This is a genomic window from Ornithinibacillus gellani (assembly GCF_003730295.1).
Taxonomy (GTDB): Bacteria; Bacillota; Bacilli; order Bacillales; family Amphibacillaceae; genus Ornithinibacillus_A; species Ornithinibacillus_A gellani.
This window is the reverse complement of sequence record NZ_QTSZ01000047.1, coordinates 164,203-190,104: the sequence shown is the minus strand read 5'-3', so window position 1 is coordinate 190,104 and position 25,902 is coordinate 164,203. Positions and strand designations below refer to the sequence as shown.

Annotated in this window: 22 protein-coding genes; 1 reads left to right on the top strand and 21 read right to left on the bottom strand. The window is 41.2% G+C overall.

What is annotated here, in order from left to right; translation table 11 throughout:
- Positions 1-538 precede the first annotated feature (538 nt).
- The 10 genes from DX933_RS14460 to prfA form a co-directional block, all read right to left on the bottom strand.
- Positions 539-1,087 (bottom strand): TIGR01440 family protein, encoded by a 549-nt coding sequence (locus DX933_RS14460; protein WP_123317140.1) that lies wholly within the window; start codon positions 1,085-1,087, stop codon positions 539-541.
- Positions 1,088-1,197: 110 nt separating this feature from the next.
- A complete protein-coding gene (rpiB, locus tag DX933_RS14455; protein WP_123317139.1) occupies positions 1,198-1,641 on the bottom strand; it encodes a ribose 5-phosphate isomerase B in 444 nt (147 codons plus the stop codon).
- A gap of 93 nt (positions 1,642-1,734) precedes the next feature.
- Positions 1,735-3,027: a methyl-accepting chemotaxis protein gene (locus DX933_RS14450; protein ID WP_123317138.1), complete on the bottom strand. Its 1,293-nt coding sequence runs from the start codon at positions 3,025-3,027 to the stop codon at positions 1,735-1,737.
- An 18-nt stretch (positions 3,028-3,045) separates the two neighbouring features.
- Positions 3,046-3,657, bottom strand: a complete 612-nt coding sequence (locus DX933_RS14445) for a low molecular weight protein arginine phosphatase (RefSeq protein ID WP_123317215.1) — start codon at positions 3,655-3,657, stop codon at positions 3,046-3,048.
- 146 nt (positions 3,658-3,803) lie between these two features.
- On the bottom strand, positions 3,804-4,358 hold the full coding sequence (locus tag DX933_RS14440; protein ID WP_223805978.1) for a manganese efflux pump MntP: 555 nt from the start codon (positions 4,356-4,358) through the stop codon (positions 3,804-3,806).
- Between the two features lie 58 nt (positions 4,359-4,416).
- Positions 4,417-5,454 carry an L-threonylcarbamoyladenylate synthase gene (locus DX933_RS14435; RefSeq protein WP_123317137.1) on the bottom strand — a complete coding sequence of 346 codons (1,038 nt, stop codon included), beginning with the start codon at positions 5,452-5,454 and terminating at the stop codon, positions 4,417-4,419.
- A 239-nt stretch (positions 5,455-5,693) separates the two neighbouring features.
- A complete protein-coding gene (locus DX933_RS14430) occupies positions 5,694-6,095 on the bottom strand; it encodes a hypothetical protein (RefSeq protein WP_123317136.1) in 402 nt (133 codons plus the stop codon).
- A 79-nt stretch (positions 6,096-6,174) separates the two neighbouring features.
- On the bottom strand, positions 6,175-6,759 hold the full coding sequence (gene spoIIR / locus DX933_RS14425) for a stage II sporulation protein R (RefSeq protein WP_123317135.1): 585 nt from the start codon (positions 6,757-6,759) through the stop codon (positions 6,175-6,177).
- Positions 6,760-7,042: 283 nt separating this feature from the next.
- A complete protein-coding gene (gene prmC, locus DX933_RS14420) occupies positions 7,043-7,915 on the bottom strand; it encodes a peptide chain release factor N(5)-glutamine methyltransferase (RefSeq protein WP_123317134.1) in 873 nt (290 codons plus the stop codon).
- Position 7,916: 1 nt separating this feature from the next.
- Positions 7,917-8,987, bottom strand: coding sequence for a peptide chain release factor 1 (gene prfA / locus DX933_RS14415; protein WP_123317133.1), 1,071 nt, complete (start codon positions 8,985-8,987; stop codon positions 7,917-7,919).
- A gap of 362 nt (positions 8,988-9,349) precedes the next feature.
- On the opposite strand from prfA, the gene DX933_RS14410 reads away from it, so the two are divergent.
- A complete protein-coding gene (locus tag DX933_RS14410) occupies positions 9,350-10,894 on the top strand; it encodes a multicopper oxidase family protein (RefSeq protein WP_223805976.1) in 1,545 nt (514 codons plus the stop codon).
- Positions 10,895-11,103: 209 nt separating this feature from the next.
- On the opposite strand, the gene DX933_RS14405 is transcribed toward DX933_RS14410, so the two are convergent.
- The 11 genes from DX933_RS14405 to icmF form a co-directional block, all read right to left on the bottom strand.
- Positions 11,104-11,721: a thymidine kinase gene (locus DX933_RS14405; protein ID WP_123317131.1), complete on the bottom strand. Its 618-nt coding sequence runs from the start codon at positions 11,719-11,721 to the stop codon at positions 11,104-11,106.
- Positions 11,722-12,067: 346 nt separating this feature from the next.
- A complete protein-coding gene (locus DX933_RS14400) occupies positions 12,068-12,313 on the bottom strand; it encodes a type B 50S ribosomal protein L31 (RefSeq protein WP_123317130.1) in 246 nt (81 codons plus the stop codon).
- A gap of 155 nt (positions 12,314-12,468) precedes the next feature.
- A complete protein-coding gene (rho, locus tag DX933_RS14395) occupies positions 12,469-13,749 on the bottom strand; it encodes a transcription termination factor Rho (RefSeq protein WP_123317129.1) in 1,281 nt (426 codons plus the stop codon).
- A 478-nt stretch (positions 13,750-14,227) separates the two neighbouring features.
- The gene (gene glpX / locus DX933_RS14390; RefSeq protein ID WP_123317128.1) at positions 14,228-15,196 is read right to left on the bottom strand and encodes a class II fructose-bisphosphatase; all 969 of its coding nucleotides are present in this window, start codon (positions 15,194-15,196) and stop codon (positions 14,228-14,230) included.
- A gap of 108 nt (positions 15,197-15,304) precedes the next feature.
- A complete protein-coding gene (locus tag DX933_RS14385) occupies positions 15,305-16,591 on the bottom strand; it encodes a UDP-N-acetylglucosamine 1-carboxyvinyltransferase (RefSeq protein ID WP_123317127.1) in 1,287 nt (428 codons plus the stop codon).
- 121 nt (positions 16,592-16,712) lie between these two features.
- The gene (fsa, locus tag DX933_RS14380; protein WP_123317126.1) at positions 16,713-17,357 is read right to left on the bottom strand and encodes a fructose-6-phosphate aldolase; all 645 of its coding nucleotides are present in this window, start codon (positions 17,355-17,357) and stop codon (positions 16,713-16,715) included.
- A 67-nt stretch (positions 17,358-17,424) separates the two neighbouring features.
- On the bottom strand, positions 17,425-18,282 hold the full coding sequence (locus tag DX933_RS14375; protein WP_123317125.1) for a class II fructose-bisphosphate aldolase: 858 nt from the start codon (positions 18,280-18,282) through the stop codon (positions 17,425-17,427).
- Positions 18,283-18,442: 160 nt separating this feature from the next.
- Complete coding sequence (locus DX933_RS14370; RefSeq protein WP_123317124.1) at positions 18,443-18,811, bottom strand: response regulator; 369 nt, start codon at positions 18,809-18,811, stop codon at positions 18,443-18,445.
- Between the two features lie 779 nt (positions 18,812-19,590).
- Positions 19,591-21,198, bottom strand: a complete 1,608-nt coding sequence (locus DX933_RS14365) for a CTP synthase (RefSeq protein WP_123317123.1) — start codon at positions 21,196-21,198, stop codon at positions 19,591-19,593.
- Positions 21,199-21,606: 408 nt separating this feature from the next.
- Positions 21,607-22,167, bottom strand: a complete 561-nt coding sequence (gene rpoE, locus DX933_RS14360; protein ID WP_123317122.1) for a DNA-directed RNA polymerase subunit delta — start codon at positions 22,165-22,167, stop codon at positions 21,607-21,609.
- A gap of 492 nt (positions 22,168-22,659) precedes the next feature.
- A complete protein-coding gene (gene icmF, locus DX933_RS14355; protein ID WP_123317121.1) occupies positions 22,660-25,899 on the bottom strand; it encodes a fused isobutyryl-CoA mutase/GTPase IcmF in 3,240 nt (1,079 codons plus the stop codon).
- Between the last annotated feature and the right edge of the window lie 3 nt (positions 25,900-25,902).

Here is a 25,902-nt window from a genome sequence, read left to right as displayed (position 1 = left end):
GTTTGCCTACCGTCGTAGAGTAGTTTTGCCTTCGTGCCGTGTGTTTAACGATTTAAGTACCTATATATACTCTCAATTCGAGAACGAAAAACTTGACACGGAGCCTCTGCGGGCATGATTCTTACGCCAAGCGCCAAATTTAAAGAATCATTCGGCTACACCAATGAGGTTATCATACCCGCCTCTCCATATAAAGTTTTTCTAGAAGAAACACTAAAATTAGTGCTTCTAGCTTCGTATTGCCAAAAACAGTTCATCGAATGAAATTTTGTGCTAGGACTTGATATTTTCGTTCATATCAGTGAAACTTCAATCAGTGGGGGCTTTATGCACTTCACCCACTGATTGTTAGTTGAACCAATCAGGCCTTTACTGGCTGTTGCCCCCCACTTATCATTCTTGTTATCAACTAAAATTCTTGGTGGGGGCTTACAGCCAGTTAATCTGTGATAAATTGAAAAAGAATGAAAACTAGTGAAAAATAGAAAAGCTGGCAGCATTTCCGTGTGAAAATACTACCAGCTGATCTTTCTTATTTTTAAGCATATACAGCACGGGCGCCGCCAATTCGCTTTGGCCGTGTTAAGGCACCATTCAATCGGGCATTGCCAATCTGTTTTACAGCGAATCGAAGTGGTACCGCTACAGGCTTCAGTTGCATGCCAATCATCGTTTCACCGATATCTATTCCTGCATGTGCTTGAACGGTTTCCACCACAACTGGATCTTTCAATTGCTTGTACGCAAAGGATGCCATTGAACCACCTGCTTCCGGTACAGGAATCACATAAACTGCTTCCAATCGATTTTCTTCCATTGTCTGTCTTTCCATTACCAATGCCCGGTTCAAATGCTCACAGCATTGAAATACAAGACGGATTCCTGTCTGTTCCCGTAGTTTCGTTAGGCTTTTATAAATAACGGCTGCTATATCTTCACTTCCTGCCGTACCAATTTGTTTGCCGGCTACTTCACTTGTAGAACAGCCGATTACAAATAGTTGACCAGGCTGCAACTCATAATCAGCTACCCATGCATCTATTAGGCTATTCATATCCTTTTCCACTTGCTTTAAAATCGAAGTCATTCCAACCACCTCCAAAAGAATGTAAAAAAGAGCAGCAATATATGAGACTGCGGCCCTTTTTGGAACACCTCATCTGAAGCGTAAAAAGATGGGGTGCGAAGCTTTTTTGATTAATGTTCTGTTTCGTATTTGGAAATTTTACCAATACGGTTGGCGTGACGTCCGCCGTCAAATGCTGTTTCAAGCCAAACCTTCGCAATCTCACGGGCAAGTCCAGGACCAATAACCCGTTCTCCCATGGCAATCATGTTGGAATCATTATGCTGTCGGGTTAGCTTCGCACTATATACATCGTGTACCAATGCACAGCGAATACCTTTTACTTTATTGGCAGCAATGGACATACCAATACCTGTACCACAAATTAAAATGCCCGCATCAAATTCTCCTGAAGCAACTCGTTCAGCAGCTGGAAGCGCATAGTCGGGATAATCAACTGATGTCTCACAGGTGCAGCCAGTATCTTCAAATTCAATATTCATTTCTTCCAACAGATTTTTTACTTCATTTCGAATCGTCATACCTGCATGGTCCGCAGAAATAATTACTTTCATGTTGATGCAGCTCCCTTTCAATAATGTTCCATTTCTATTCTTATCATAACCGAAAAAGGACAATCACGAAAGAAAGGTGATTGTCCCATATGGCTAATCGAGCTTAAATTGTGCAATTTGCTGCTGTAATTGCTTTGCTTGAGCTTCCAGATCAACGGCTAACTGGTCAACGCTATCTATCGTACTCGTTTGTTCCTGAATGGCAGCATTTACCTCTTCTGCACCTGCAGATGTTTCTTCAGCAATAGCTGCCACCTCCTGTGATTGAGAGGCAGTGGAGCGAATAGAATCTAATTGTTCATTCACCAGCTCGGAAATGATACTAATTTCATTCGCCACTCCCTCCACAGAACCTGACATTTCTGCAAAGGTGACATTGGTTTGTTCACCACGTCCAGCTTCCTTTTTAGCGTGGTCGACATTGTCATTAATTTTTTCGACCACCTTATTCACGTCATGCTGAATCGCTTCAATTAAGGAAGAAATACGTTGAACAGCTTGGGCACTCTGATCTGCCAGCTTGCGAATTTCCTCTGCTACAACGGCAAATCCCCGACCATGTTCGCCAGCCCTCGCTGCTTCAATAGATGCATTTAATGCTAATAAATTCGTCTGTTCTGCAATGGCGCCAACCATCGTAATGATAGATTCTACCTGTAATGCATTTTGCTTTAAATGGTCGACGTCTTGAAGGGATGCTTGCTGTGCATTGGCGAGCATCTGAATACCATCTACCAATTCACGAACGACCTGTCTGCTTGCTTCCAAAGTTTGTAGCATGGTACTCGCCTTGCTCATGGACTGTTTCGCTTTATCCTGTACCTGTTCTGCAAGTTCCGTTGCTGTTTCTACTGCTTCCACTGTTTGCTGAATTGCATCTGAGGAACCCTCTGCCCCTTTGGAAATATCTTGTATCGATGCAGCAATAAGCGTAGAGTGTTCAGCTGCTTTCCCTGTTGCTTCCTTAATTTCCATAACAGAAGCATTCGTGTGTGAAAAGTGGGTCTCAATGTTGTTCACCATACTGTTTAATTTTTGCAGCATCGATTCAAATGACAACCCAAGTGCACGAATCTCATCATCCGATGAAGAAACTGCAATGGTTTGCTCCAAGTCTCCATCTGCGGCTCGGGCAGCTGCACGTTCTAGTTTTTCCAGCGATTTCGTAATAAAACCCGCTGCTACGTATGCTAGAATCCCAGACCAAATGATTCCAAGTAAAAGTGTAATGACTGCGAAAAACTCCAGTGAAATATTCCAATACTTCTGTACGATATCATATAAAACGTACAGAAAAAATGCACTGGTCGTATACGTTATACCAGCCAAAATAGTGGTGAACAGCATGAGCTTCACCCGTAGACCAAACCGATAGCGCTTTTTCATGTTACCGCTTCAACCCCATTATGTATTTTGTTGTAGCTTCTCTGCCAACAGGTCGATTTGATCAGCAATTTCTCCCAATGCCGCTTCATAAACTTGAAGGTCACCCCCAAAGGGATCTGTTATATCGTAGTTGATTAAATTTCCTTCCAGCTGTCTAATTTGCTCAATTTCTTCACGCAAATGCGCCGCCAACTGCTGGTCAAGGATGACATTATCTAATTTATGCTGGTTTGCTTGAATAAATAGCGACCGTTTTTCCTCATAATTGGCATATAGGACTTTTAGCTCATCCCATATCTTTTTATCGGCTTCCGAGACATATTCTTTAAGGGTAAAATATTTATTTTGAAAGTTGGGGAATTTTACAATGAGCAATTGCTTATGCTGTGTAGTCATCGTTAAGACTAAATCTGCCCAATTCAGTAAACGCTTATTAATCTGCTGGGATTGATGATCCAAGTCAATACCGCGATTTTCAAGAGATAGGATTGCATTGCGATTTGCTTGTTCACCATTTCCTGCATACACACCCGCTGACTGCACCTCTACATCTGGACTTGCGGCTTTCAGTAACGCCTCTGCCATGGGGCTACGGCATGTATTTCCCGTGCAAACAAAAAGTATTTTCATTCCTGCTCCTCCAATGCCAAATAGGTATTCTAGCTTGTTTTGTTCCAACATCGTACATGGTCTACTCCCTAATATACCATAATTGAAACGGCACTGTTAACCAGTCGAACATACTGCACACGATGAAAATTGGGAATGGATAGCTATTAACCGAGTATAAAATACATGCCAAGTGCCATGAGCATACTTCCACCTAAAATTTCACTATAAGCCCCTAGCACATGTCGTGTTTTTCGCCCAAGCAATAGACCACTCCATGTTAATAGCATACTGGTAATACCGAATAACAATAAAACAAAAGCAGTCTTCACACCTGACAGACCTAAGCCAATTCCTGCTGAAAAACTATCCAGACTTACACTAAATGACAAAAGCATCAGACCTAACCCAATGGGTTGCCAGTCTCGTTTTTGTTCATGATTAAAAGCAGAAAATAACATATGTGCACCAATACCTGTGACGAGGAGTCCACCAAATAGTTGCGCTGCAGCACCTGCTTGAATGGACAACACCTTACCAAGCATAATCCCAGTAAAAGGCATCCATACATGAAATAATCCAATCGTTAAACCGATTATTGCAATACGCTTTAACCTGAGCAATTTCATCCCTAAACCGAGCCCAACAGAAAAGGCATCCATGCCCAATGCAATGGCCATTAACAGCAATGACGATAATTCGCCCAACATCGTTTCTGACATACCAATCCCCCTAGGACATGCTTGTTAACTATATGCATGTCCTAAGGGGATTATGAGATTATTTATTCAGATCCATATATTCACTAGCGGCCTTGCGCAGACGATTCATGACCGCTTTCCCAAGTCCTTCTTCACAAAAAGCTTCACATATAATCAGATCAAATGCCTCGCTACTGAAACTGCGAAGTTGATGATATAGAGCCTTCGCAATTTCAGACATATTGCTGCCAAGTGAGTATATAATCGGAGCATTCAACTTTGCAGCGGTTTGCTCACTAGCCAACACACCTATTCGCTTCCCTTTTTCCTGCTCTTGTATAATAAGCTGTTGGATTTCTTCTGCAGAACCATGGATAAGCCAAAGCGGGACCTCTGGCGAATAATGCTTGTACTTCATTCCGGGTGACCGAGGTTGTTCTTTACTATGCTGCAAGGCTGGGTCTTGTTTCACCTCTCCGATTACTTGTTCAAGCTGCTCCTTTGTGACCCCGCCCGGGCGCAAAATCATCGGTAACGTACCTGTACAATCTACTACAGTTGATTCGACTCCAACACCTGTTGGTCCACCGTCCAAAAGGCCATCCATCCTCCCCGCTAAATCATTCCACACATGCTGCGCCAATGTTGGGCTTGGTTTCCCAGATAAATTTGCGCTAGGAGCCGCAATTGGCCGATCTGCTTGCAACAGTAATTGATACGCCACCGGGTGATCTGGAATACGAACGCCAATTGTGGATAACCCCGCTGTTACATTTACTGCGCACACACCATTGCTAGGCAATACATAAGTGATTGGACCAGGTGAAAAGGTATCAATTAATGTCCCAACATAGTCTGGTACGTCTTGCACAAGCTGCATCAACTGTTCCTTCGTTGCTACGTGAGCAATAAGTGGATTATCTTGTGGACGGCCTTTCGCTTGAAAGATGTTTGCAACTGCGTTTTCATTTGTTGCATCCGCCCCCAATCCATAAACTGTCTCCGTTGGGAACGCAACTGTAGCCCCTTGCTGAATCAATCTTGCTGCTTTATTTATATCCTTTTTATTTTGTGCTGATAATGGTATATCTATTGTCCATCTGATCGTATCTTTCATTGCTGTAACCTCATTTCTATTCCATATTAATGGAACAATGCGGTTTACGCAAAAGAAAAATCCTGTGGATATTCACCACAGGAGAGGAGGAATTCGAAATAACTTATCCACAATCACCACTGTAACGATACGATTTCCAAAACGTATCCACAGGGTTTTACAGCTTATTCACATTTTTTATATAATTATCCACATATAAGACGGGTTATACACAAAAATTGTGGATATGCTGTTGATATTTAAGAAACGTGGTACGCCCACCACTTCCCTTGTTTTCTTGCTTGGTTTGGAAGGGTATGATGCTGTTGCTCATGAAATTGCAGGGCATCGAGAAGCAAGTCCACTACTGGTTGGTGGCTATGGATATAGAGTTTTTTGGCTTGCTTTCCTTTCGTTATGACAACAATCATTTCTAATAAGACTGGCAGGTTTGACATCGCTTGCTTCGTAATAAAAAGCTGTTGTAACCAATACTCATCTGCTTCCTCCATTGTGGATAACACAAAGCAGCCTTGTATTTCCTGTTGGATTTCGACCACATAACCAGCACTTAACAGCCTTTCTTTATCGATTTCTTGATTGATTTCTGTAAATGCTGCTACTTTTTCCTCATTGGCTTTTACTGCGGGAATGATTTTCATTTGCTACCACCTCTGCTTTGATTCATCATTTTATCATTTAGCCGTTATTTACTATCATGCTATGCATAGAATGTCCAGCTTATGACCAACCAAGCCATTCCCATAAAAAAAACTTTACCTTCACCGGTTCTTCTTCTTGCTCAGATATGTCTGCAGCAGCATCTGCCGTACTAATACCATTTCCAAAATCAAGGAAGCAAAGTGGTGGAAAAAGTACACACCACCAATTGGCACCTTTACCAGCTCCCAACGTAATCAATACCGCTTCATATTCACCAGCAGGATATAAATAATTACCATATACCTTCGTCGGAAAGGATACACTGCGATCATATTCCACCTCATAGGCTATATCCATGCCAGCTGCTGCTAGCTCTTTTCCAATCAATTGGTTCAATTCAGGAATTCGTGATGCAATAAGCTGCTTCGCCTCTTCTTTATCGTCAATAGCTGCTACCCAGCCGGAAATTGTTTCATTCACTTGATCCCGGATTAAACGTTTCGTACGTTGATCTGCTTCGGAATCACTATTTGCTAAAATTCGCAAGCGGATGGCGTCGTCCGGAATAACTTCATAATCTGCACTTGCACTTTGCTTTGAATCCAACATAAATATGATCATAATCATGCCACATAGTCCAATCAATAAAATCGCTTTTTTCATCATTTCCCGCTCCCTGTGTATGTCTTTAACAGCAGTATCGCCAGGAAAAACTTCTTTTAAACTAGTAATCTATTATTTATTTTGTCAATATATATTTTCACTGTTCATCATCATTCATCCAATGTGAAAATAAAGTGAAACTTCAATCTGTGGGGGGGTTTTCGCGCTTCCCCACGGATTGTTAGTTGAACCAATCAGGCCTTTACTGGCTGTTGATCTGTGATAAATAAAAGCAGACGGTTTTCTAGTACTTAGAATCCCGACTGCTTTTTATTTATAAATTTTAGATGATAGGTGTGCTGGAAACCATTCGATCCTTCCCATTAATATCTTGATGTACTTTAGTTTTATGGTTTGGTAATGATTTAGTAAGAAGCTCTTGTACAGCTGGTCCTTGACTCATGCCAATTTCTAAAAATACTGCACCATCTTTCGCCAAAACCTGTGGGACCTGCGTGCTTATTTTTTTATAAGCGGCTAGCCCATTGTCGGCTGCAAACAACGCTAATTCCGGATCAAAGTCCCTTACGGTATCGGCAAGAGCGTCTCTTTCCGTCTTGGCAATATAAGGTGGATTCGAAACGATGATTTGCATTTTCTCCCCTATTGCCGCTATTGGCTCCAAGAAATTTCCCAATAAAAACGTGCAATCTGCCCCAAGTCTTTTCGCATTAAAGGATGCAACCTCTAGTGCAGACTCGGATATATCAACCGCATATACAGTTGCCTGGGGCAGCTCCAATGCTAATGTAATCGCAATAATCCCGCTACCTGTACCGACATCGACCAAGGTAAACCGTTCATCGGTGGAAAAACGTGATGTTGCATATGCAATCACCCGCTCCACTAGTTCCTCTGTTTCCATTCGTGGAATAAGCACTTGATCATTCACCTGAAAGCTTCGACCGTAAAAATCTGCCTCACCAATGATATGCTGAATCGGTATTCCTGTCTGGGCATGCTTGATCACGTCTGCTTTCCATCGTTCTACAACATCTGCAGGGACCAGTTCACGCATATTGGCATAAAAAGCAGCCCGCTCCTGCTGCAAGTGATGCTGCAATAATAGCTCTGCAACATACGGTTCACGATGATGTTTCTCTAAAAAAAGAGAAGCCCATTTGAGGACTTCATATTGCATTGCTGGCTTTTCCATATTATTCACCAATCTGATCTAATTTTTTCGTTTGTTCTTCTACAATCAATGCCTCAATAAACTCATCTAAGCTGCCGTCTAAAATTTGATCCAGCTTTTGAATGGTCAATCCAATTCGATGGTCTGTTACACGATTTTGCGGAAAATTATAGGTGCGTATACGCTCTGAACGGTCCCCAGTACCAACGGCAGATTTCCGGGTTTCATCATATTCAGCCTGGGCTTCCTGCTGATATTTATCATAAATACGAGCGCGTAATACCTTCATCGCTTTTTCTTTGTTCTTTATTTGAGACTTTTCGTCCTGAATGGAAACAACAATTCCGGTTGGTTCATGTGTCAAACGAACAGCAGACATGGTTGTGTTCACACTCTGTCCACCAGGGCCACTTGAAGCAAAAGTATCTACACGAATGTCTTTTTCATGTACTTCAACTTCCACATCCTCCGCTTCCGGCAAAACAGCGACCGTTGCAGTTGATGTATGAATACGGCCACCTGATTCTGTTTCTGGAACTCGTTGTACACGGTGTGCACCGTTTTCGAATTTAAGCTTGGAATAGGCACCTTTACCAGTAATCATAAAAATAATTTCTTTATAGCCTCCGACACCAGTCGTATGCGCCTCCATGACTTCTGTTTTCCAGCCCTGGCCCTCTGCATAGCGGGAATACATACGGTATAAGTCACCTGCAAATAACGCTGCCTCATCACCACCTGCAGCACCACGAATTTCCATAAATACGTTTTTATCATCATTCGGATCTTTTGGTAACAGCAGAATTTTCATATCTTCTTCTAATACTTCCTGCCGTTGTTGCAGCTCACTAATCTCGGCTTTCACCATATCGCTCATATCAGCATCCAGGTCTTCTTGAAGCATTTCTTTTGCATCCTTCAATTCGGATACAACCTGCTTGTATTCACGATATGCCATGACAACATCCTCTAGATCGGATTGTTCTTTTCCATAATCTCTAAGTTTTTTCGGATCACTCGCTATTTCCGGATCACTTAATAGCTCATTTAATTTATTATAACGATCCTCCAGTGATTGCAAACGTTCCAGCATCACGGTCACCTCTTTCATTTAACAGTACAATTATAGTATATATTACAATTTGGGGCAAAGTTATTTTTGATTCGGTGGAGTCAAGTAATTATGGGGGATCTTAAAGTCCTCCTAACTGTATTGCATTATTAGCATATCCATTGATTTATCACGTACTACCCCGCTTCGATTACGAGGCATCTTGAAGTTTCACAATTGCTATACCGATGATGGGGTATAGGTTCTCCCTTCAACCTTTTACACAAACGAAGATGTGCATGCATATTTTCTCCCTATCCTATATCTTTTTTTCAAAATGCCCGCGCAGAATGGAGGTCTTTATCATTTACTATACTAATGATCAATGGAAAGGAGGAAAAAAAGTGCAAGGATTACAACCATATGTGGATCCACTACCGCGACTGCAGACGATTCAGCCCACGCGAACGGATAAATATAATGACTTTTACGAAGTGCGTATGAAGGAGTTTCGCCAAAAAGTACATCGTGACTTACCGCCAACCCGTTTATGGGGATATCACGGCTTATTTCCCGGCCCTTTATTTGATGTTCCACGTGGCAGACCTATTCAAGTCAAGTGGATCAATGACCTGCCCGACCAGCATTTTTTACCAATCGATCAAACGGTTCATGATACTGGCAGCCTGCCAGAGGTGCGAACCGTTACCCATTTACATGGCGGGAAAACAAAGGCAGACAGTGATGGCTATCCAGAAGCTTGGTACACCAAGCACTTCCGAGAGGTTGGTCCCTTTTTTGAAAGAGAGATATATGAATATCCCAATGATCAACGGGCAGCTGCACTTTGGTATCATGATCATGCGATGGGTATCACGCGTTTAAACGTTTATGCTGGACTCGTTGGAATGTATCTCATTCGTGATCAACACGAAAAGCGGCTAAACCTCCCAGCTGGTGATTATGAAATTCCGCTTATCTTAATGGACCGCTCCTTTCATAAGGATGGCAGGCTTGCATATCCATCCCAACCCGATGACCCAGAACCGCATTGGCCTAACCCTTCCATCCGGCCATTTTTCCTTGGGGATGTCAATGTAGTAAACGGAAAAATATGGCCCTATTTGGAAGTGGAACCTCGAAAATATCGATTTCGTCTATTAAATGCCTCTAATACAAGGGCATATACCATTTATCTTGACTCGGATCAGCCATTTTATCAAATTGGCTCAGACGGTGGCCTGCTAAAACGAACCCATGCAACGAATTCTATTTCCTTGGAACCGGCTGAAAGAATCGATCTCATTCTTGATTTTACCCATTATGCGAACCAAACAATTCATTTAAAAAATGATCTTGGTCCAGATGCATCTCCAGATGATCGAACAACAGAAATCATGCAATTTCGCGTAAAAAATTCGAAACAACATGCTGATACCTCATCACTTCCAAACACACTCTCACATATTCCTTCCTTATCCAATCAGCCTGTCCAAACACTGCGAAACCTTAAGCTGAATGGAACAGTTGATGACATCGGCAGACCCTTGTTTCTGCTTGATGGCAAAGGATGGATGGAACCTGTAACGGAAACGCCCACTGCTGGATCAACAGAAATTTGGTCACTTATGAATGTAACTGATTTTACCCATCCCATTCATATTCACCTGATACAATTCCAAGTATTGGACCGACGACCGTTTGATTTAGCACGTTACAACAAGGATGGAAGCATTGTCTATACTGGTTCCCCAGTTCCACCAGCACCAAATGAACGGGGATGGAAGGATACAGTAGCAGCACATAGTGGAGAAATTACACGCGTCATCGCAACATTCGAACCATATACGGGGGATTATGTCTGGCATTGTCATATTTTAGAGCATGAAGACTATGATATGATGCGACCGTTGAAGATTATTGCTCCGGAAACAGATAAAAACAAATAAAAAACTGCAATTGGTGATGATTGCTTCTCACCAATTGCAGTTTTTAAAATAAAGTGAAACCTTAATTCGTGGGGGGGGCGCACTTCCCCCACGGATTGTAAGTTGAACGAATCAAGCCCTTACTGACTGTTAATTCCCCACTTACAATTCTTGTTATCAACAAAAATGGTTGATGTGGGGGGCTTACAACCAGTTAATCTGTAAACGACCTATTTATTATGAACGATTTGTTTTTTTTCAACCGTTGTCGGCTTATTGGGTACTTCATGGTGATGACGACAACGTGGTTCATATGACTCCGCTGCACCAACCAATATAATTGGATCATCATATGAAGCGGGCTTTCCATTGATTAAACGCTGTGTTCTACTTGCAGGGGAACCGCAAACAGGGCAAATGGCATTTAGCTTCGTAACAGACTCTGCCATCGACATCAGCTTCGGCATTGGTCCGAATGGTTCTCCACGAAAATCAGAATCAAGACCAGCGAGAATAACACGTATACCTTGATTAGCCAGTTCATCTGCTACATGAAAGATATCAGCGTCGAAAAATTGTGCTTCATCGATTCCTACTACATCTATATCCTGACTAACATGCTCCAATATATCCTTTGATTGTTTAACAGGACGGGCAATGATGGAAGAACCATTATGAGATACAACTGAATCCTTTTCATAACGATTATCAATTTCCGGTTTAAATACACGAACAGATAAGTTGCCATAGGTTGCACGTCGTACACGTCTTATCAATTCCTCTGATTTACCAGAAAACATACTTCCACAAATAACTTCCATCCATCCATTCTGCTTCATTACATACATGCTGAAGGCACTCCTTTAACGATTGTTATTCTCTATGTATAAGGTGAAACTTCAATCAGTGGGTATTTTTGCACTTCCCACGGATTGTTAGTTGAACCAATCAGGTCTTTACTGGCTGTTGATCACCCAATTACTATTCTTGTTATTAACAAAAATGCTTGATGTGGGGGCTGTGATAAATTATAGTTTATCATGAAATTCGACTTTGTTAGCGAATATTTTTACAACATGCTACTGTTTATTTACCACAAATGACGCAAATATATGCCTCGACACCATTCATAGGCAGTAAAAAAACAGGCAAATGTTAAAGCGCTTTGCCTGTTTCAGTCGGTTTCCCGACAGCTTATTTCATATTATATTTCTTCTTGAAGCGATCCACACGGCCACCGACTTTATCAGCCTTCTGCTTGCCTGTGTAGAATGGATGTGAATCTGAGCTGATTTCAACACGAATTAACGGGTATGTGTTGCCATCTTCCCATTCAATTGTTTCATCCGATTCACGTGTAGAACCACTTAGGAATTTAAAATCCGAGCTTGTATCAAGAAATACTACTTTTCTGTATTCCGGATGGATATCCTTTTTCATTTCTTTCCACTCCTTTTTGCCCTGATACCTTTGGTAACAGAGTTTATTCTAAGAGCCGTCGCAGGTTTTAACCTTTTCTAAACTCACGTTAAGATTATAACAGTGTCATTAGATGATTGCAAGACTAAATTACATTACAAGGAAAACAATATCGATTATCTTTTTGTCCCGCGGCGCTTCATCTCTTCATCCATTTTTTGCAAGAACTCCTCATTCGATTTAGAGGCACGCATTCTTCTTAAGAAACGTTCCAAAAAGTCACTGGAATCCTGCATGGTTTTACGAATGGCCCACATTTTTTCCAGATGACCTTTATCAACCAAAAGTTCTTCCTTCCGGGTACCAGAGCGAAGGATATCAATTGCCGGGAATATTCTCCGTTCTGCAAGACTGCGGTCTAAATGCAGCTCCATATTTCCGGTACCTTTAAATTCCTCATAAATCACGTCATCCATACGCGAACCCGTATCGACAAGTGCGGTCGCCAAAATGGTGAAGCTGCCACCCTCTTCAATATTACGCGCCGCACCAAAGAATCGTTTTGGACGGTGGAAAGCAGCCGGATCAATACCACCCGATAATGTCCGTCCACTTGGCGGAATTACCAAGTTATACGCCCGTGCTAAGCGGGTAATACTATCCATCAAAATAATCACGTCTTGCTTATGCTCAACCAAGCGCATGGCACGCTCTAACACAAGCTCCGAAACCTTGATATGACTTTCAGGTACCTCGTCAAATGTTGAACTGACCACATCTACATCCGGATGTACGGATCGTTCAATATCTGTTACTTCCTCGGGACGCTCGTCCACAAGTAAAATAATCAGCTTTGCTTCTGGATGGTTTTTGGAAATACTATTCGCCATTTCCTTCAACAGCATCGTTTTTCCAGCTTTTGGTGGAGCAACAATTAAACCACGCTGCCCGAACCCAACTGGTGTCATCAAATCCATAATGCGTGTAGATAACTTATGTGTTTCTGTTTCCAGCTTCATAAAGCGATCCGGATATAATGCCGTTAAAGCAGGAAAATGAACACGTTCTTTCGCATTCTCAGGATTGTCGCCATTGACGGCATCTACATGTAACAGGCCATAATAACGTTCATTTTCTTTTGGCGGACGTACCTTTCCAGATACTTTATCCCCATTACGTAAATCAAATCTTCTAATCTGTGAGGCTGATATATAAATATCCTCTGCGCTCGGCGAATAGTTTATTGGACGCAAAAAACCAAAGCCTTCAGAAGGAATGATTTCTAAAATACCGTCCATAAATAAAAAACCGTCTTTTTCCGCTTGCGCTTTTAAAATAGCAAAAATTAATTCCTTTTTGGTAAGCTTGGCATAATACGATACCTTATACTCTCTTGCCAATGAATAAATTTCTTTTAATGTTAATGTTTCCAGGTGTGAAATTGTTAATGCACCCATCGAATCACCACGCCTATTATTTTCTTTTATATATAAACGGAGAAAATGAAGGAGAACCCTATTTCCAGTGGGATTCCTATCCCAGTGCCCCGATATCATGATTCCTACTTCTATGCAGATAGTTTTTCCTTGGAGATATGTAGACTTGAATTCCCTTATCATTCTTTGGAATTTCCCCGGGTATTCTTGTCCATGCGATAAATGAAGCTAGAATAGAAGATTGCATCGTTGCAATAAGTTGTTGGTTGGAAGACCAATTCACTACTTTTCCGTAAATTCTTATTATATTTATATAAAAATGAAGCCCTTCTCATATTACCTTTTTTTAAACTATTGTTCAACTTTTCCTAATAAAATAATCCTTTAGATGGAGAAAAATGTGAGGATTCCGTCATTCATACATGAACATAGTCCCTTAGATGGGAAGAACAGGCAGCATAACAAAAATTGTTCAGCTGCCTGTTTTCTCTCTCTATATTTATGGTTCCATGACCAAATTTGGTTTTTTCTTGAGGCTATGCTCACCATCGATAAAGCGAACAGTACCACTTTTAGCACGCATGACAACGGTTTGTGTTGTAGCCCTGGTGCCTTTGAATTGGACACCTTTTAATAGCTCCCCGTCCGTTACACCTGTAGCAGCAAAGATAGCATCATCACCCTTGCAGAAATCCTCCATGTAAAATACACGATCCAAATCTTTAATGCCCATCTTTTCACAGCGGGCACGCTCCGCTTCATCTTTTGGAACGAGTTTTCCTTGAATTTCACCGCCAAGGCATTTTAAAGCGACTGCAGCAAGCACGCCCTCTGGGGCACCACCAATGCCAAATAAGATATCTACTCCTGTTTCATCAAAGGCGGTATTAATTGCTGCAGCTACATCGCCATCTGGAATAAGCTTAATACGGGCCCCTGCTTGACGAATTTCCTGGATAAGCTGCTGATGACGCGGCCGATCCAATACAATGGCGACGACATCTTCAATATCCTTCTTTTTCGCATCGGCAACGGCTTGTAAATTCTCATAAGTCGATGCATTGATATCTACTTTACCAACGGCTTCTGTACCTACCGCAATCTTTTCCATATACATATCCGGCGCATGCAATAAATTCCCTTTGTCCGCAATGGCGATAACAGCCAGCGCATTCCAGGTTCCTTGGGCTACAATATTGGTTCCTTCCAAAGGGTCAACAGCAACATCAACTGCGGGACCAACACCAGTACCAAGCTTTTCGCCAATATAAAGCATTGGTGCTTCATCCATCTCTCCTTCACCAATCACGACAACACCCTGCATCGGAATCGTATCAAAAACGGTGCGCATTGCTGAAGTAGCAGCGTCATCTGCTTCATTCCTTAAGCCTCTTCCCATCCAGCGGGCTGAAGATAAGGCAGCTGCTTCTGTCACGCGGACCAATTCCATCGTTAAACTTCTTTCCATGTTGCATCCCTCTCCCTTTTTCAGAAATCCCCTCATCCCAAGACGGTCTTTATGAAAATAGGCGAGTTTGACATGGATTCTATATCGAGTGATGAAGCGATGAAGTGATTAGGAATTTTTAAATTGGACAACTTCCCGTTCGGACATTTCTTCACGCCAGATATTCGCACCAAGCTGATTTAATTTTTCGGTGATATTCTCATAACCACGATCGATATGTTCCAGACCGGTTATTTCTGTGATACCATCTGCCATTAAGCCAGCAATAATAAGTGCAGCCCCTGCTCGAAGATCACTCGCTTTTACGCGTGCACCTGCGAGCTTATTTGGTCCAGAAACAATAATCGATCCACCCTCCACCTTAATGTTCGCATTCATACGCCTTAGCTCATCCACATGCTTCATTCTGGCAGAGTATATCGTATCTGTTATGACACCAGTTGATGAGGCTTTCGTTAACAAACTTGTAAATGGCTGTTGCAAATCTGTTGGAAAGCCTGGATATACCAAGGTTTTAATATCAACGCTTTTCAGTGGGTCTCTTGCAGCAATGTATAGTTGTTCATCGCTTTCTTCAACGGTTACACCCATTTCCCGTAATTTAGCTAGCAAAGATTCCAAATGCTGGGGAATGACGTTATCGATAATTACTTCATTCCCAACTGCAGCTGCAGTAATCGCATAGGTACCTGCCTCAATACGGTCCGGGATAATTGTATGACGGCAGCCATGTAAGGAAGGCACCCCATCGATACGAATCACATCTGTTCCTACGCCTTTAATTTTAGCCCCCATATTCGTGAGCAATGTTGCAACATCAATAATTTCTGGTTCCTTGGCAGCATTTTCTATAATCGTTCTGCCTTTGGCTCGTACGGCTGCAAGCATAATATTAATCGTTGCACCGACACTCACCACATCCAGATAGATACGGGCCCCAATAAGTTCTTTGGCACGAATATAAATGGCACCATGCTCATTGGTTACCTCTGCTCCAAGTGCTTCAAAGCCCTTTATATGTTGATCAATCGGGCGTGGACCAAGATAGCATCCGCCTGGGAGACCGATGACTGCTTGCTTAAACTTACCAAGCATGGCTCCCATAAAATAATAGGAAGCGCGCAGCTTTTTCACCTGTCCATTTGGTAATGGCATCGAAATCATATGTTCTGGATCAATGTGAACCGTTTGACCATCCCATACGACACGCCCACCGATTTCCTCCAATAATTCGCCAAGCGTATATACATCGGAGATATCTGGCAAGCCTTCTATTGTTACCTGTGAATCTGCTAAAATAGCTGCTGGCAGAAGGGCAACAGCACTGTTTTTTGCACCGCTGACCCGCACCTTCCCATTTAATGGATGTCCACCTTCAACTAACATTTTCTGCATGATAAAACCTCACTTTTAGAGGCTGTTCGAAATGATTTGTTCTGAACGATCCTAATATGTCCTTGTTCAAAATCATAATGAATGAACAGCAATTCTGCTTGTAATCGTTGGTTGTAAAAAATTATTTTGACTGCTTATTCCAATCCGCAAGAAACTTTTCAATTCCTTGATCTGTCAATGGGTGTTTCACAAGTTGATTCAAGACATTGAATGGAATGGTAGCAATATGTGCGCCATGAAGTGCAGCATCTGTTACATGCATCGGATGGCGAATAGATGCAGCAATTATTTCCGTCTTGATGTCATGACGTTCAAAGATTTCTGCTATTGTTGCCACAAGTGTCATACCATCTTGACCGATATCATCCAAGCGTCCAAGAAATGGTGACACATACGTTGCACCAGCACGTGCTGCTAGTAATGCTTGATTGGCATTAAATATCAATGTAACATTCGTTTTGATATTTAAATCGCTAAATCCTTTTACAGCCTTCAAGCCTTCCAACGTCATTGGAACTTTGACAGTTATGTTTGGAGCGATTGCTGCCAGTTCTTTACCTTCTTCAATCATACCAGCTGCATCCTCAGAAATAACCTCTGCACTAACAGAGCCAGACACTTCTTTTGTTATTTCCCGCAAACGATCGTGAAAGGAAACCCCTTCTTTTGCAACGAGGCTGGGATTTGTTGTGACACCCGCTAATATGCCCAGCTGATTTGCTTCTTGAATTTCATTTATATTTGCAGTATCAATAAAAAACTTCATCGAATCGACTCCTTTCCTTTGAACAGTCTTATTGCATTTTATTTATACACCCACCACTAGGAAGGCTTTAAGCTTTTTGTGAAGAACCAAATTCACGCATTTTCTCAATCACTGTAGCTTTAATTGCTGCTGTACCTGGACCAAGATATTTTCTTGGATCATATACGTCAGCATCATTATTCAATACGTCACGAATTGCATTTGTTTGTGAAATTTGGTTTTCTGTATTGACGTTAATTTTTGACGTTCCCAGAGAAATGGCACGCTGAATATCTTTTGTTGGAATGCCTGTTCCACCGTGCAATACAAGTGGCATATCCACTAGATTAGAGATTTCTTCCATTTCCTTAAAGCCAAGGTTTGGTTCACCTTTGTAAGGACCATGCACAGAACCAAGTGCAGGTGCTAAACAATCAATATGTGTTTCATCCACTAATTGCTTACATTCAGCAGGATCTGCATAAATGACTCCGTCTGCAATGACGTCATCCTCCTGGCCGCCAACTGTACCAAGTTCAGCTTCCACAGATACACCATGGAAATGTGCTAATTCAACCACTTTTTTCGTAGTTGCAATATTTTCTTCCAATGGGGAATGGGATGCATCAATCATAACGGATGTAAATCCAGCGTGAATGGCTTTTGCACATGCTTCAAAGCTAGATCCGTGATCCAGGTGAATAGCTACAGGGACAGTTGTACCGTACGCTTTCATTAGAGCGTCAACCATGGCAACAACAACCCCGAAACCACCCATATATCTTCCGGCACCTTCAGAAACTCCTAAAATTACTGGAGACTTCTCTTCTTCGGCAGCCTGTAAAATAGCCTGGGCATATTCCAAGTTATTCACGTTAAATTGACCTACTGCATATCCTTGTTCTTTTCCTTTTTCAAGCATTTCTTTCATTGAAACTAATGGCATTTGACTTCCTCCTTAGATGGTGGGTTGAATGACTTAATGTATTTCATTATAAGAATACCAACTCCGGAGTCAAGTCGCAACAATTGAGAGGCCTTCCTCTCCTATGAATGGAATACTTATGAAAAAATAATGAATTATTTCAAGCAATACAAATGAATAATTAAGCCTTTATCTCCAGTGCACACTTTGCAGCTAGAGATAAATCTACTACATTAAATGGCTTTGATAAAGTTGTTGCAACGAAAGAAAATGCCACTATTTTCCGTTGAATATCCTCCAGCATTCCACTAATCAGGATTGTTGGAATATATCTCTCTTCCTGTTCCATTATATGGAGTACCTCAAGGCCATTCATAACTGGTAATTGGTAATCCATAATGATTAAATCAATCGTGTGTTTACGAAGTATTTCTAATGCTTCCTTACCTGTTTTTGCAGTTGTTACATGGTAGCCTTCCCCAGAAAAGAGTTCTTGTATGAGCATACGTATACCTTGCTGATCGTCTACAACCAATAATTCTTTTGTCACACACGTTCCCCCCTTCTATGTTACTTCTAGAAGGGGGCTGGAAAATCCTGCTTTCCTTATTGACTTTTCAGAAAATAGGAGAAATTAAATTATTACGTTTTTAACCATACGTTTCATTAGGAGGAATCAGGTGGTTGTTCTCATGACCTTCAACCTCAAAATGGAAGTCACCCAGGGGCATCCGCAGCTTTTTCATTCCATCACATATGATAAAGCTGGTTAACCAGCCTATTTAAAATACCGTCGACCGCGTTTATCTTACTTCATTTCCGAAAATACACAATTTCGAGTAACTTAAAAACCGTTTATCTTTCTCCATTTACATAAATACACGATGTCGAGTAACTTAAAAACCGTTTATCTTACTCCATTTCCAAAAATACACAATTTCGCGTAACTTAAAAACCGTTTATCTTACTCCATTTCCAAAAGTACAGGATTTCGAGTAACTTAAATGCTGTTTAACTTACTCCAATTCCGTAAATACACGATTTCGCATAACTTAAAAGCCGTTTATCTTACTCCATTTCCAAAAATACACGATTTCGCATAACTTAAAAGCCGTTTATCTTACTCCATTTCCAAAAATACACGATTTCGCATAACTTAAAAGCCGTTTATCTTACCCCATTTCAGTTTTTACACGAAATCACATATGATAAACGGTCTGTTTCAGTGAAGGACTGCATATGAACCCGGCTTCCTAGGAAAAAGAAGCCGTCCATCAAAGTAAAAAGCTGCAGATAGGTTACGGGCCTGTCTGCAGCTTTGTATCTTCATTATTTATTTTTTTGTTCAACGGATGCTCCGATGAAACCAAGGAACAATGGTTGTGGTCTTGTTGGGCGTGATTTGAATTCTGGATGGAATTGGCAAGCTACAAACCACGGATGGTCTTGAAGCTCAATTGTTTCTACCAATTTTCCATCTGGACTGAAGCCAGAGAAAACAAGCCCTTTGTCTGCCAACTGCTGGCGATATGCATTATTAAACTCATAACGATGACGATGACGTTCATCAATCTGGTCTGCACCATCATAAGCAGCTTTGATTTTCGTATCATTTTCAAGTACACATGGATATGTTCCAAGTCTTAAAGTTCCACCAAGATCAGCAACTTCTTCTTGTTCTGTTAATAAGGATATGATTGGATGTGGTGTATCCTGAACGATTTCAGTTGAATGTGCGCCCTTTAACCCAACAACATTTCTGGCAAATTCAATGGTTGCCAGCTGCATGCCAAGACAAATTCCAAAGAAAGGAATTTTATTTTCCCGTGCATAGCGAATGGCTTCGATTTTGCCGTCGATACCACGATCCCCAAATCCACCCGGTACAATGATTCCATCTACATGAGACAATTCCTGTTCAATGGATTCTGTATCCAAACGTTCAGAATCAATCCAATGTACCTTGATGTCCACATCATAGGCGAATCCAGCATGCTTTAAGGATTCGACGACAGATAAATATGCGTCCGGAAGCTCGACATATTTACCGACTAAGCCGATATCAATGGTTTTGGTCAGTCCGCGTACTTTTTCTACGAGCTCTACCCATTCATCCATATTTGCCGCTTTGTTTCCAAGTCCGAAATGGTCACAAGCAATTTGATCCAAATGCTGTTCTTCCAATGCAAGTGGTACTTGGTATAATGTGTCTGCATCACGCATTTCAATGACGGCATTTTCATCAATATCACAGAAAAGCGCAATCTTTTCTTTCATATCCTTGCTGATTTCTTGTTCGGTTCGCAGCACGATGACATCAGGTTGAATACCTAGTGAACGTAATTCCTTCACGCTATGCTGGGTTGGCTTTGTTTTCATTTCACCTGCTGCTTGAATATATGGTACCAATGTACAATGAACATACATCACATGTTCTTTACCGATATCACTTTTGATTTGACGAATTGCTTCTAGAAAAGGCAAGGATTCAATATCACCGACAGTACCACCAATTTCAGTAATGACGATGTCTGCCTCTGTTGCTTCGCCTGCCCGAAATACCTGGTCCTTAATCTCATTCGTAATATGAGGGATTACCTGTACTGTCGCACCTAAATAATCACCACGGCGCTCTTTACGTATAACACTGGAATACACTTTTCCAGTTGTGATATTGCTATATTTATTTAAGTTAATGTCGATAAACCGCTCATAGTGGCCTAAATCAAGGTCTGTTTCCGCACCATCTTCCGTTACGAAAACCTCTCCATGCTGATAAGGGCTCATTGTCCCTGGATCCACATTAATATACGGGTCAAATTTTTGCAGTGTTACTTTTAGACCTCTATTTTTCAACAGTCTTCCAAGTGATGCTGCAGTGATACCTTTTCCTAGTGAAGAAACAACGCCGCCTGTTACAAAAATATACTTTGTCAATATAATCCCTCTTTCTTCTCCTTATAAATATTCCTTCTCCACGATTTTTCATGCATGGAGTTGTTCATTCATTATAGGAAGCCTGTTGATTACCTGCTGCATATGACAGCAAAAAAATAAAAGCGCCTCCCCATATAGAAAGGGGAAACGCATAACGAGTAATTTTATAGTGCCCAGTTAAAATATTACCTACATGCTTTATAAATGTCAAGCATGCCTATCCAGAAAAATTCAAATCTGAATGTGTACATTTTACCATAGATTCACTGGCTGTAAGACTCACACATATCAAGAACTTTTGTTGATAACTAGAATTGTAAGTGGGGTTCAACAGCCAGTAAAGGCCTGATTGGTTCAACTAACAATCCGTGGGGGAAGTACGAAAACCCCACGGATTGAAGTTTCACTTTATCTGTCTTCTTCGTCGTCCTCATCATCTAAATCTTCATCTTCTTCTAGTTCATCGATTTCGTCGTCAAAATCTTCATCTTCTTCATCGTCATCGAAATCATCGTAATCTTCTTCATCGTCCGCATCATCAAAATCCAAATCAACTTCATCGTCATCATCTTCTAATACTTCATCAAAATCATCATCTTCTAAATCATCTTCCGGGCTATCAAAACCAGACTCCAGACCCAATGGATCTTCCTTCACCTTTTTCTTTTTTGCTTTCTTTTTCTTTGGTGTATGGGTGATTTCTTCTTCTTGTTGGTCAACTGGATACCAACGCTTCAACCCCCAAAGATTTGAACCAGTCGTTATGAAGCGACCGTCCATATTTAAATCTGTATAAAATTGGGCAATGATATCTGCCCGCTGAGATTCTGTTAGTCCTTTTATATCAGCGACTTGTTGAAAAATATCCTTGAATTCCAATGATTTCTTTTCATCTGCCAAAATTAAATTTGCTAATTCAATCATTGACATTTTCGTTAATTGCTCGTTGTCATAGTTTTTCAGACTCACGACACCGCACTCCCTTTTCTTAGTTTTATTGAATGGCGCATGGCCCTTTTCTCTACCTTACAATGCTGGTAAACCTACCATGTAATGGCTGTTCATAAGATTTCATCTATCTCATCCATGTATTTCCCCTGTATAGAACTTACATCAATTCGTTTTATTTGCTATGACTATGTAAATACATTTCAGCCGACACGTCAAGCCTAAAAGTATAAAATATCCATAATCATTTTTCTATATTCTCCAAACACTTGAAAGTATAAACCAAAGCGTTGTTCATGCACAACTAATAATACTTGATTTACACCAAAAATATATAGCTATTATTATACGACAACAGCCATTGGAAATATACAGTTTTTGTGAATAAATTTCCCAACCATGAGATACCCGAATTACCAGTTTTTTGATTAGACAATTTACTATATTTTTCACGAAAAAAACCGTTTGGAAACAACAGTATCGTTTCCAAACGGTTTCACTTCATCTTATCTGCTACATATTTCTCCGATATTGGCCGCCAACCTCATATAATGCATTGGTAATTTGGCCAAGACTCGCTACTTTGACGGTTTCCATTAGTTCAGCAAAAATATTACCACCAGATGCAGCGATTCTTTTTAGACGTTTCAATGCTTCATCTACTTGATCCTGATGGGCTTCCTGAAAACGGTGCAGTTCCGAAATTTGATGTTCTTTTTCTTCAGCTGTTGCACGAGCAAGCTCCATGGAATCAATTTCTTCCTCTGTTGGTGGGTTCGGATTCAAGTAGGTGTTCACACCAATGATTGGCAGCTCTCCAGAATGCTTTTTACCTTCATAATAAAGAGATTCTTCTTGAATTTTTCCACGTTGATATTGTCTCTCCATCGCACCAAGAACACCACCACGGTCATTCATCCGTTCAAATTCTTGTAAAACAGCTTCCTCCACAAGGTCTGTCAATACTTCCACGATAAAAGATCCCTGTAAGGAATTCTCATTTTTAGTCAATCCAAATTCACGATTGATAATCATTTGAATCGCCATTGCCCGTCGTACAGATTCCTCTGTCGGTGTTGTGATAGCCTCATCATATGCATTCGTATGCAAAGAGTTCGTATTATCCTGAACAGCAATAAGTGCCTGCAGCGTCGTACGGATATCATTAAAATCAATTTCCTGGGCATGCAGGGAGCGGCCTGAGGTTTGAATATGATATTTTAACTTCTGACTACGCTCATTCGCACCATATTTATCACGCATCGTAATCGCCCAAATCCTTCTCGCTACCCTGCCGATCACGGTATATTCCGGATCCAATCCATTCGAGAAGAAAAAGGACAGATTTGGTGCAAATTTGTCAATATCCATGCCGCGGCTTAAATAATATTCTACATACGTAAAGCCATTGGCCAATGTAAAAGCAAGCTGTGTAATCGGATTCGCACCCGCTTCAGCAATATGGTAGCCCGAAATGGAGACAGAATAGTAATTTCGAACATTTTTATCAATAAAGTATTGCTGGATATCCCCCATCATTCTTAAAGCAAATTCTGTCGAGAAGATACAAGTATTCTGTCCTTGATCCTCTTTCAAAATATCTGCTTGCACTGTACCGCGAACAACCGCCAATGTTTCATCACGAATTGTTTCATATTCTTCTGCAGTTGGTTCTCGATCATTTTCCGCTGTGAACTTTTCGAGCTGCTGGTCAATCGCTGTATTGAAATACATCGCCAAGATGATAGGTGCAGGACCATTAATCGTCATAGACACGGAGGTTAACGGATTCGTCAAATCAAAGCCGGCGTACAGCTTTTTCATATCCTCCAGTGTACAAATGTTTACACCACTCTCGCCAACCTTTCCGTAAATATCCGGACGATGTGCTGGATCTTCTCCATACAAGGTGACCGAGTCAAAGGCAGTTGAAAGTCGTTTCGCATCCTCATTCTTCGATAAATAATGAAACCGGCGATTTGTTCTTTCTGGTGTCCCTTCTCCCGCAAACTGTCTTGTAGGATCCTCTCCCTTACGCTTAAATGGAAAAACACCAGCTGTAAATGGAAAGGCACCTGGTACATTTTCCCGCATGAGCCAACGTAATCGCTCTCCCCAGTCGACAAATGTTGGAAAAGCAACCTTAGGAATTTTAAGCCCTGCCAACGATTCTGTTACAATATCCATTTCGATTTCCTTATCACGAACTGAGAAGGTCATCGTTTCGCCACTATAGCGCTCGCTAGTTTCATCCCAGGAATCCAGTAGTTTTTTAGCCTTTGGATCCAGATTCTCCTGCTGCTCCTCTATAGCTGCATCTATAGCCAGTTGATCCGCTTCAGCTAACAACTCCTTCGCTCCGGTTAACTGGTATAGACGTCGAGCAATTTCACTTTGTTTTGTTGTATGATGATGGTATCCGCGTACATGCTGGGAAATTTCCCTTAAATAATCACGTCGTTCATTGGTAATAATCCGGTTTTGTTTCTCGGCAATGATATGTCTTTCAAATTCGACATCCATTTCCCAATCATATTTTTCATTCAATGTATCGATAATAGCTGCAAATAATGCATTGGTCCCTGCATCATTAAATTGACTTGCTATCGTTCCAAACACAGGAAATTTTGTTTGATCTTCATGAAAGAGCATATGGCTTCGTTCATATTGTTTGCGCACTTGACTGAGTGCATCTTCTGAACCACTCTGTTCAAATTTATTGATCACAATAAAATCGGCATAATCGATCATATCGATTTTCTCCAGCTGGGTAGGGGCACCGAATTCAGCTGTCATCACATACATTGATAAATCTGTTATATCCGTAATGGCGGCATCCCCTTGCCCAATACCGCTTGTTTCTACAATAATAAAATCATAGTCCGAAGCGCGGACGACATCAATTACTTCTTGTATTGCTTTGGAAAGCTCTGTCTGGGAATCACGTGTTGCCAGGGATCGCATATAAACACGATCGGAAAAAATAGCATTCATTCGAATCCGATCCCCTAATAGCGCTCCACCTGTTTTTCGTTTTGTCGGATCAATGGATAAAATAGCAATCTTCTTCTCGGGTACTTCATGAATGAAACGCCGGATTAATTCATCTGTCAAAGAACTCTTCCCTGCCCCACCAGTACCTGTAATTCCTAACACTGGTATGGAAGTATCCCCTACTTCTTGCAGTTTTTTCAACATATCTGTTCGTTCTTGTTGATCATGTGTTTCATTTTCCATATACGTAATAAATCTGGAGATAGCTTTCCGATCTCCTTTACGTAATTGTTCTAAATCCTGTTTAAAATCAATGGGTGTTGGATGATCACATTCTTCCAGCATTTGATTGATCATGCCTTGCAATCCTAAATTCCTTCCATCCTCTGGTGAAAATACACGTGACACACCATAGGCATGTAATTCCTTGATTTCACGTGGAATAATGACGCCGCCACCACCGCCATACACATTGATATGCGATGCACCATGCTCTTTCAATAAATCAATCATATATTTAAAATATTCCACATGCCCGCCCTGATACGAGGAAATCGCGATTCCTTGTACGTCTTCTTGAATTGCTGCATGTACAACTTCCTCAACCGAACGATTATGTCCTAAATGAATCACCTCTGCCCCACTAGCCTGTAAGATCCGACGCATAATATTAATGGAAGCATCATGTCCGTCAAACAAGCTGGATGCTGTCACAAACCGAACAGGATGCTTTGGCCGGTACACTTCTACCTGCTGCATGAT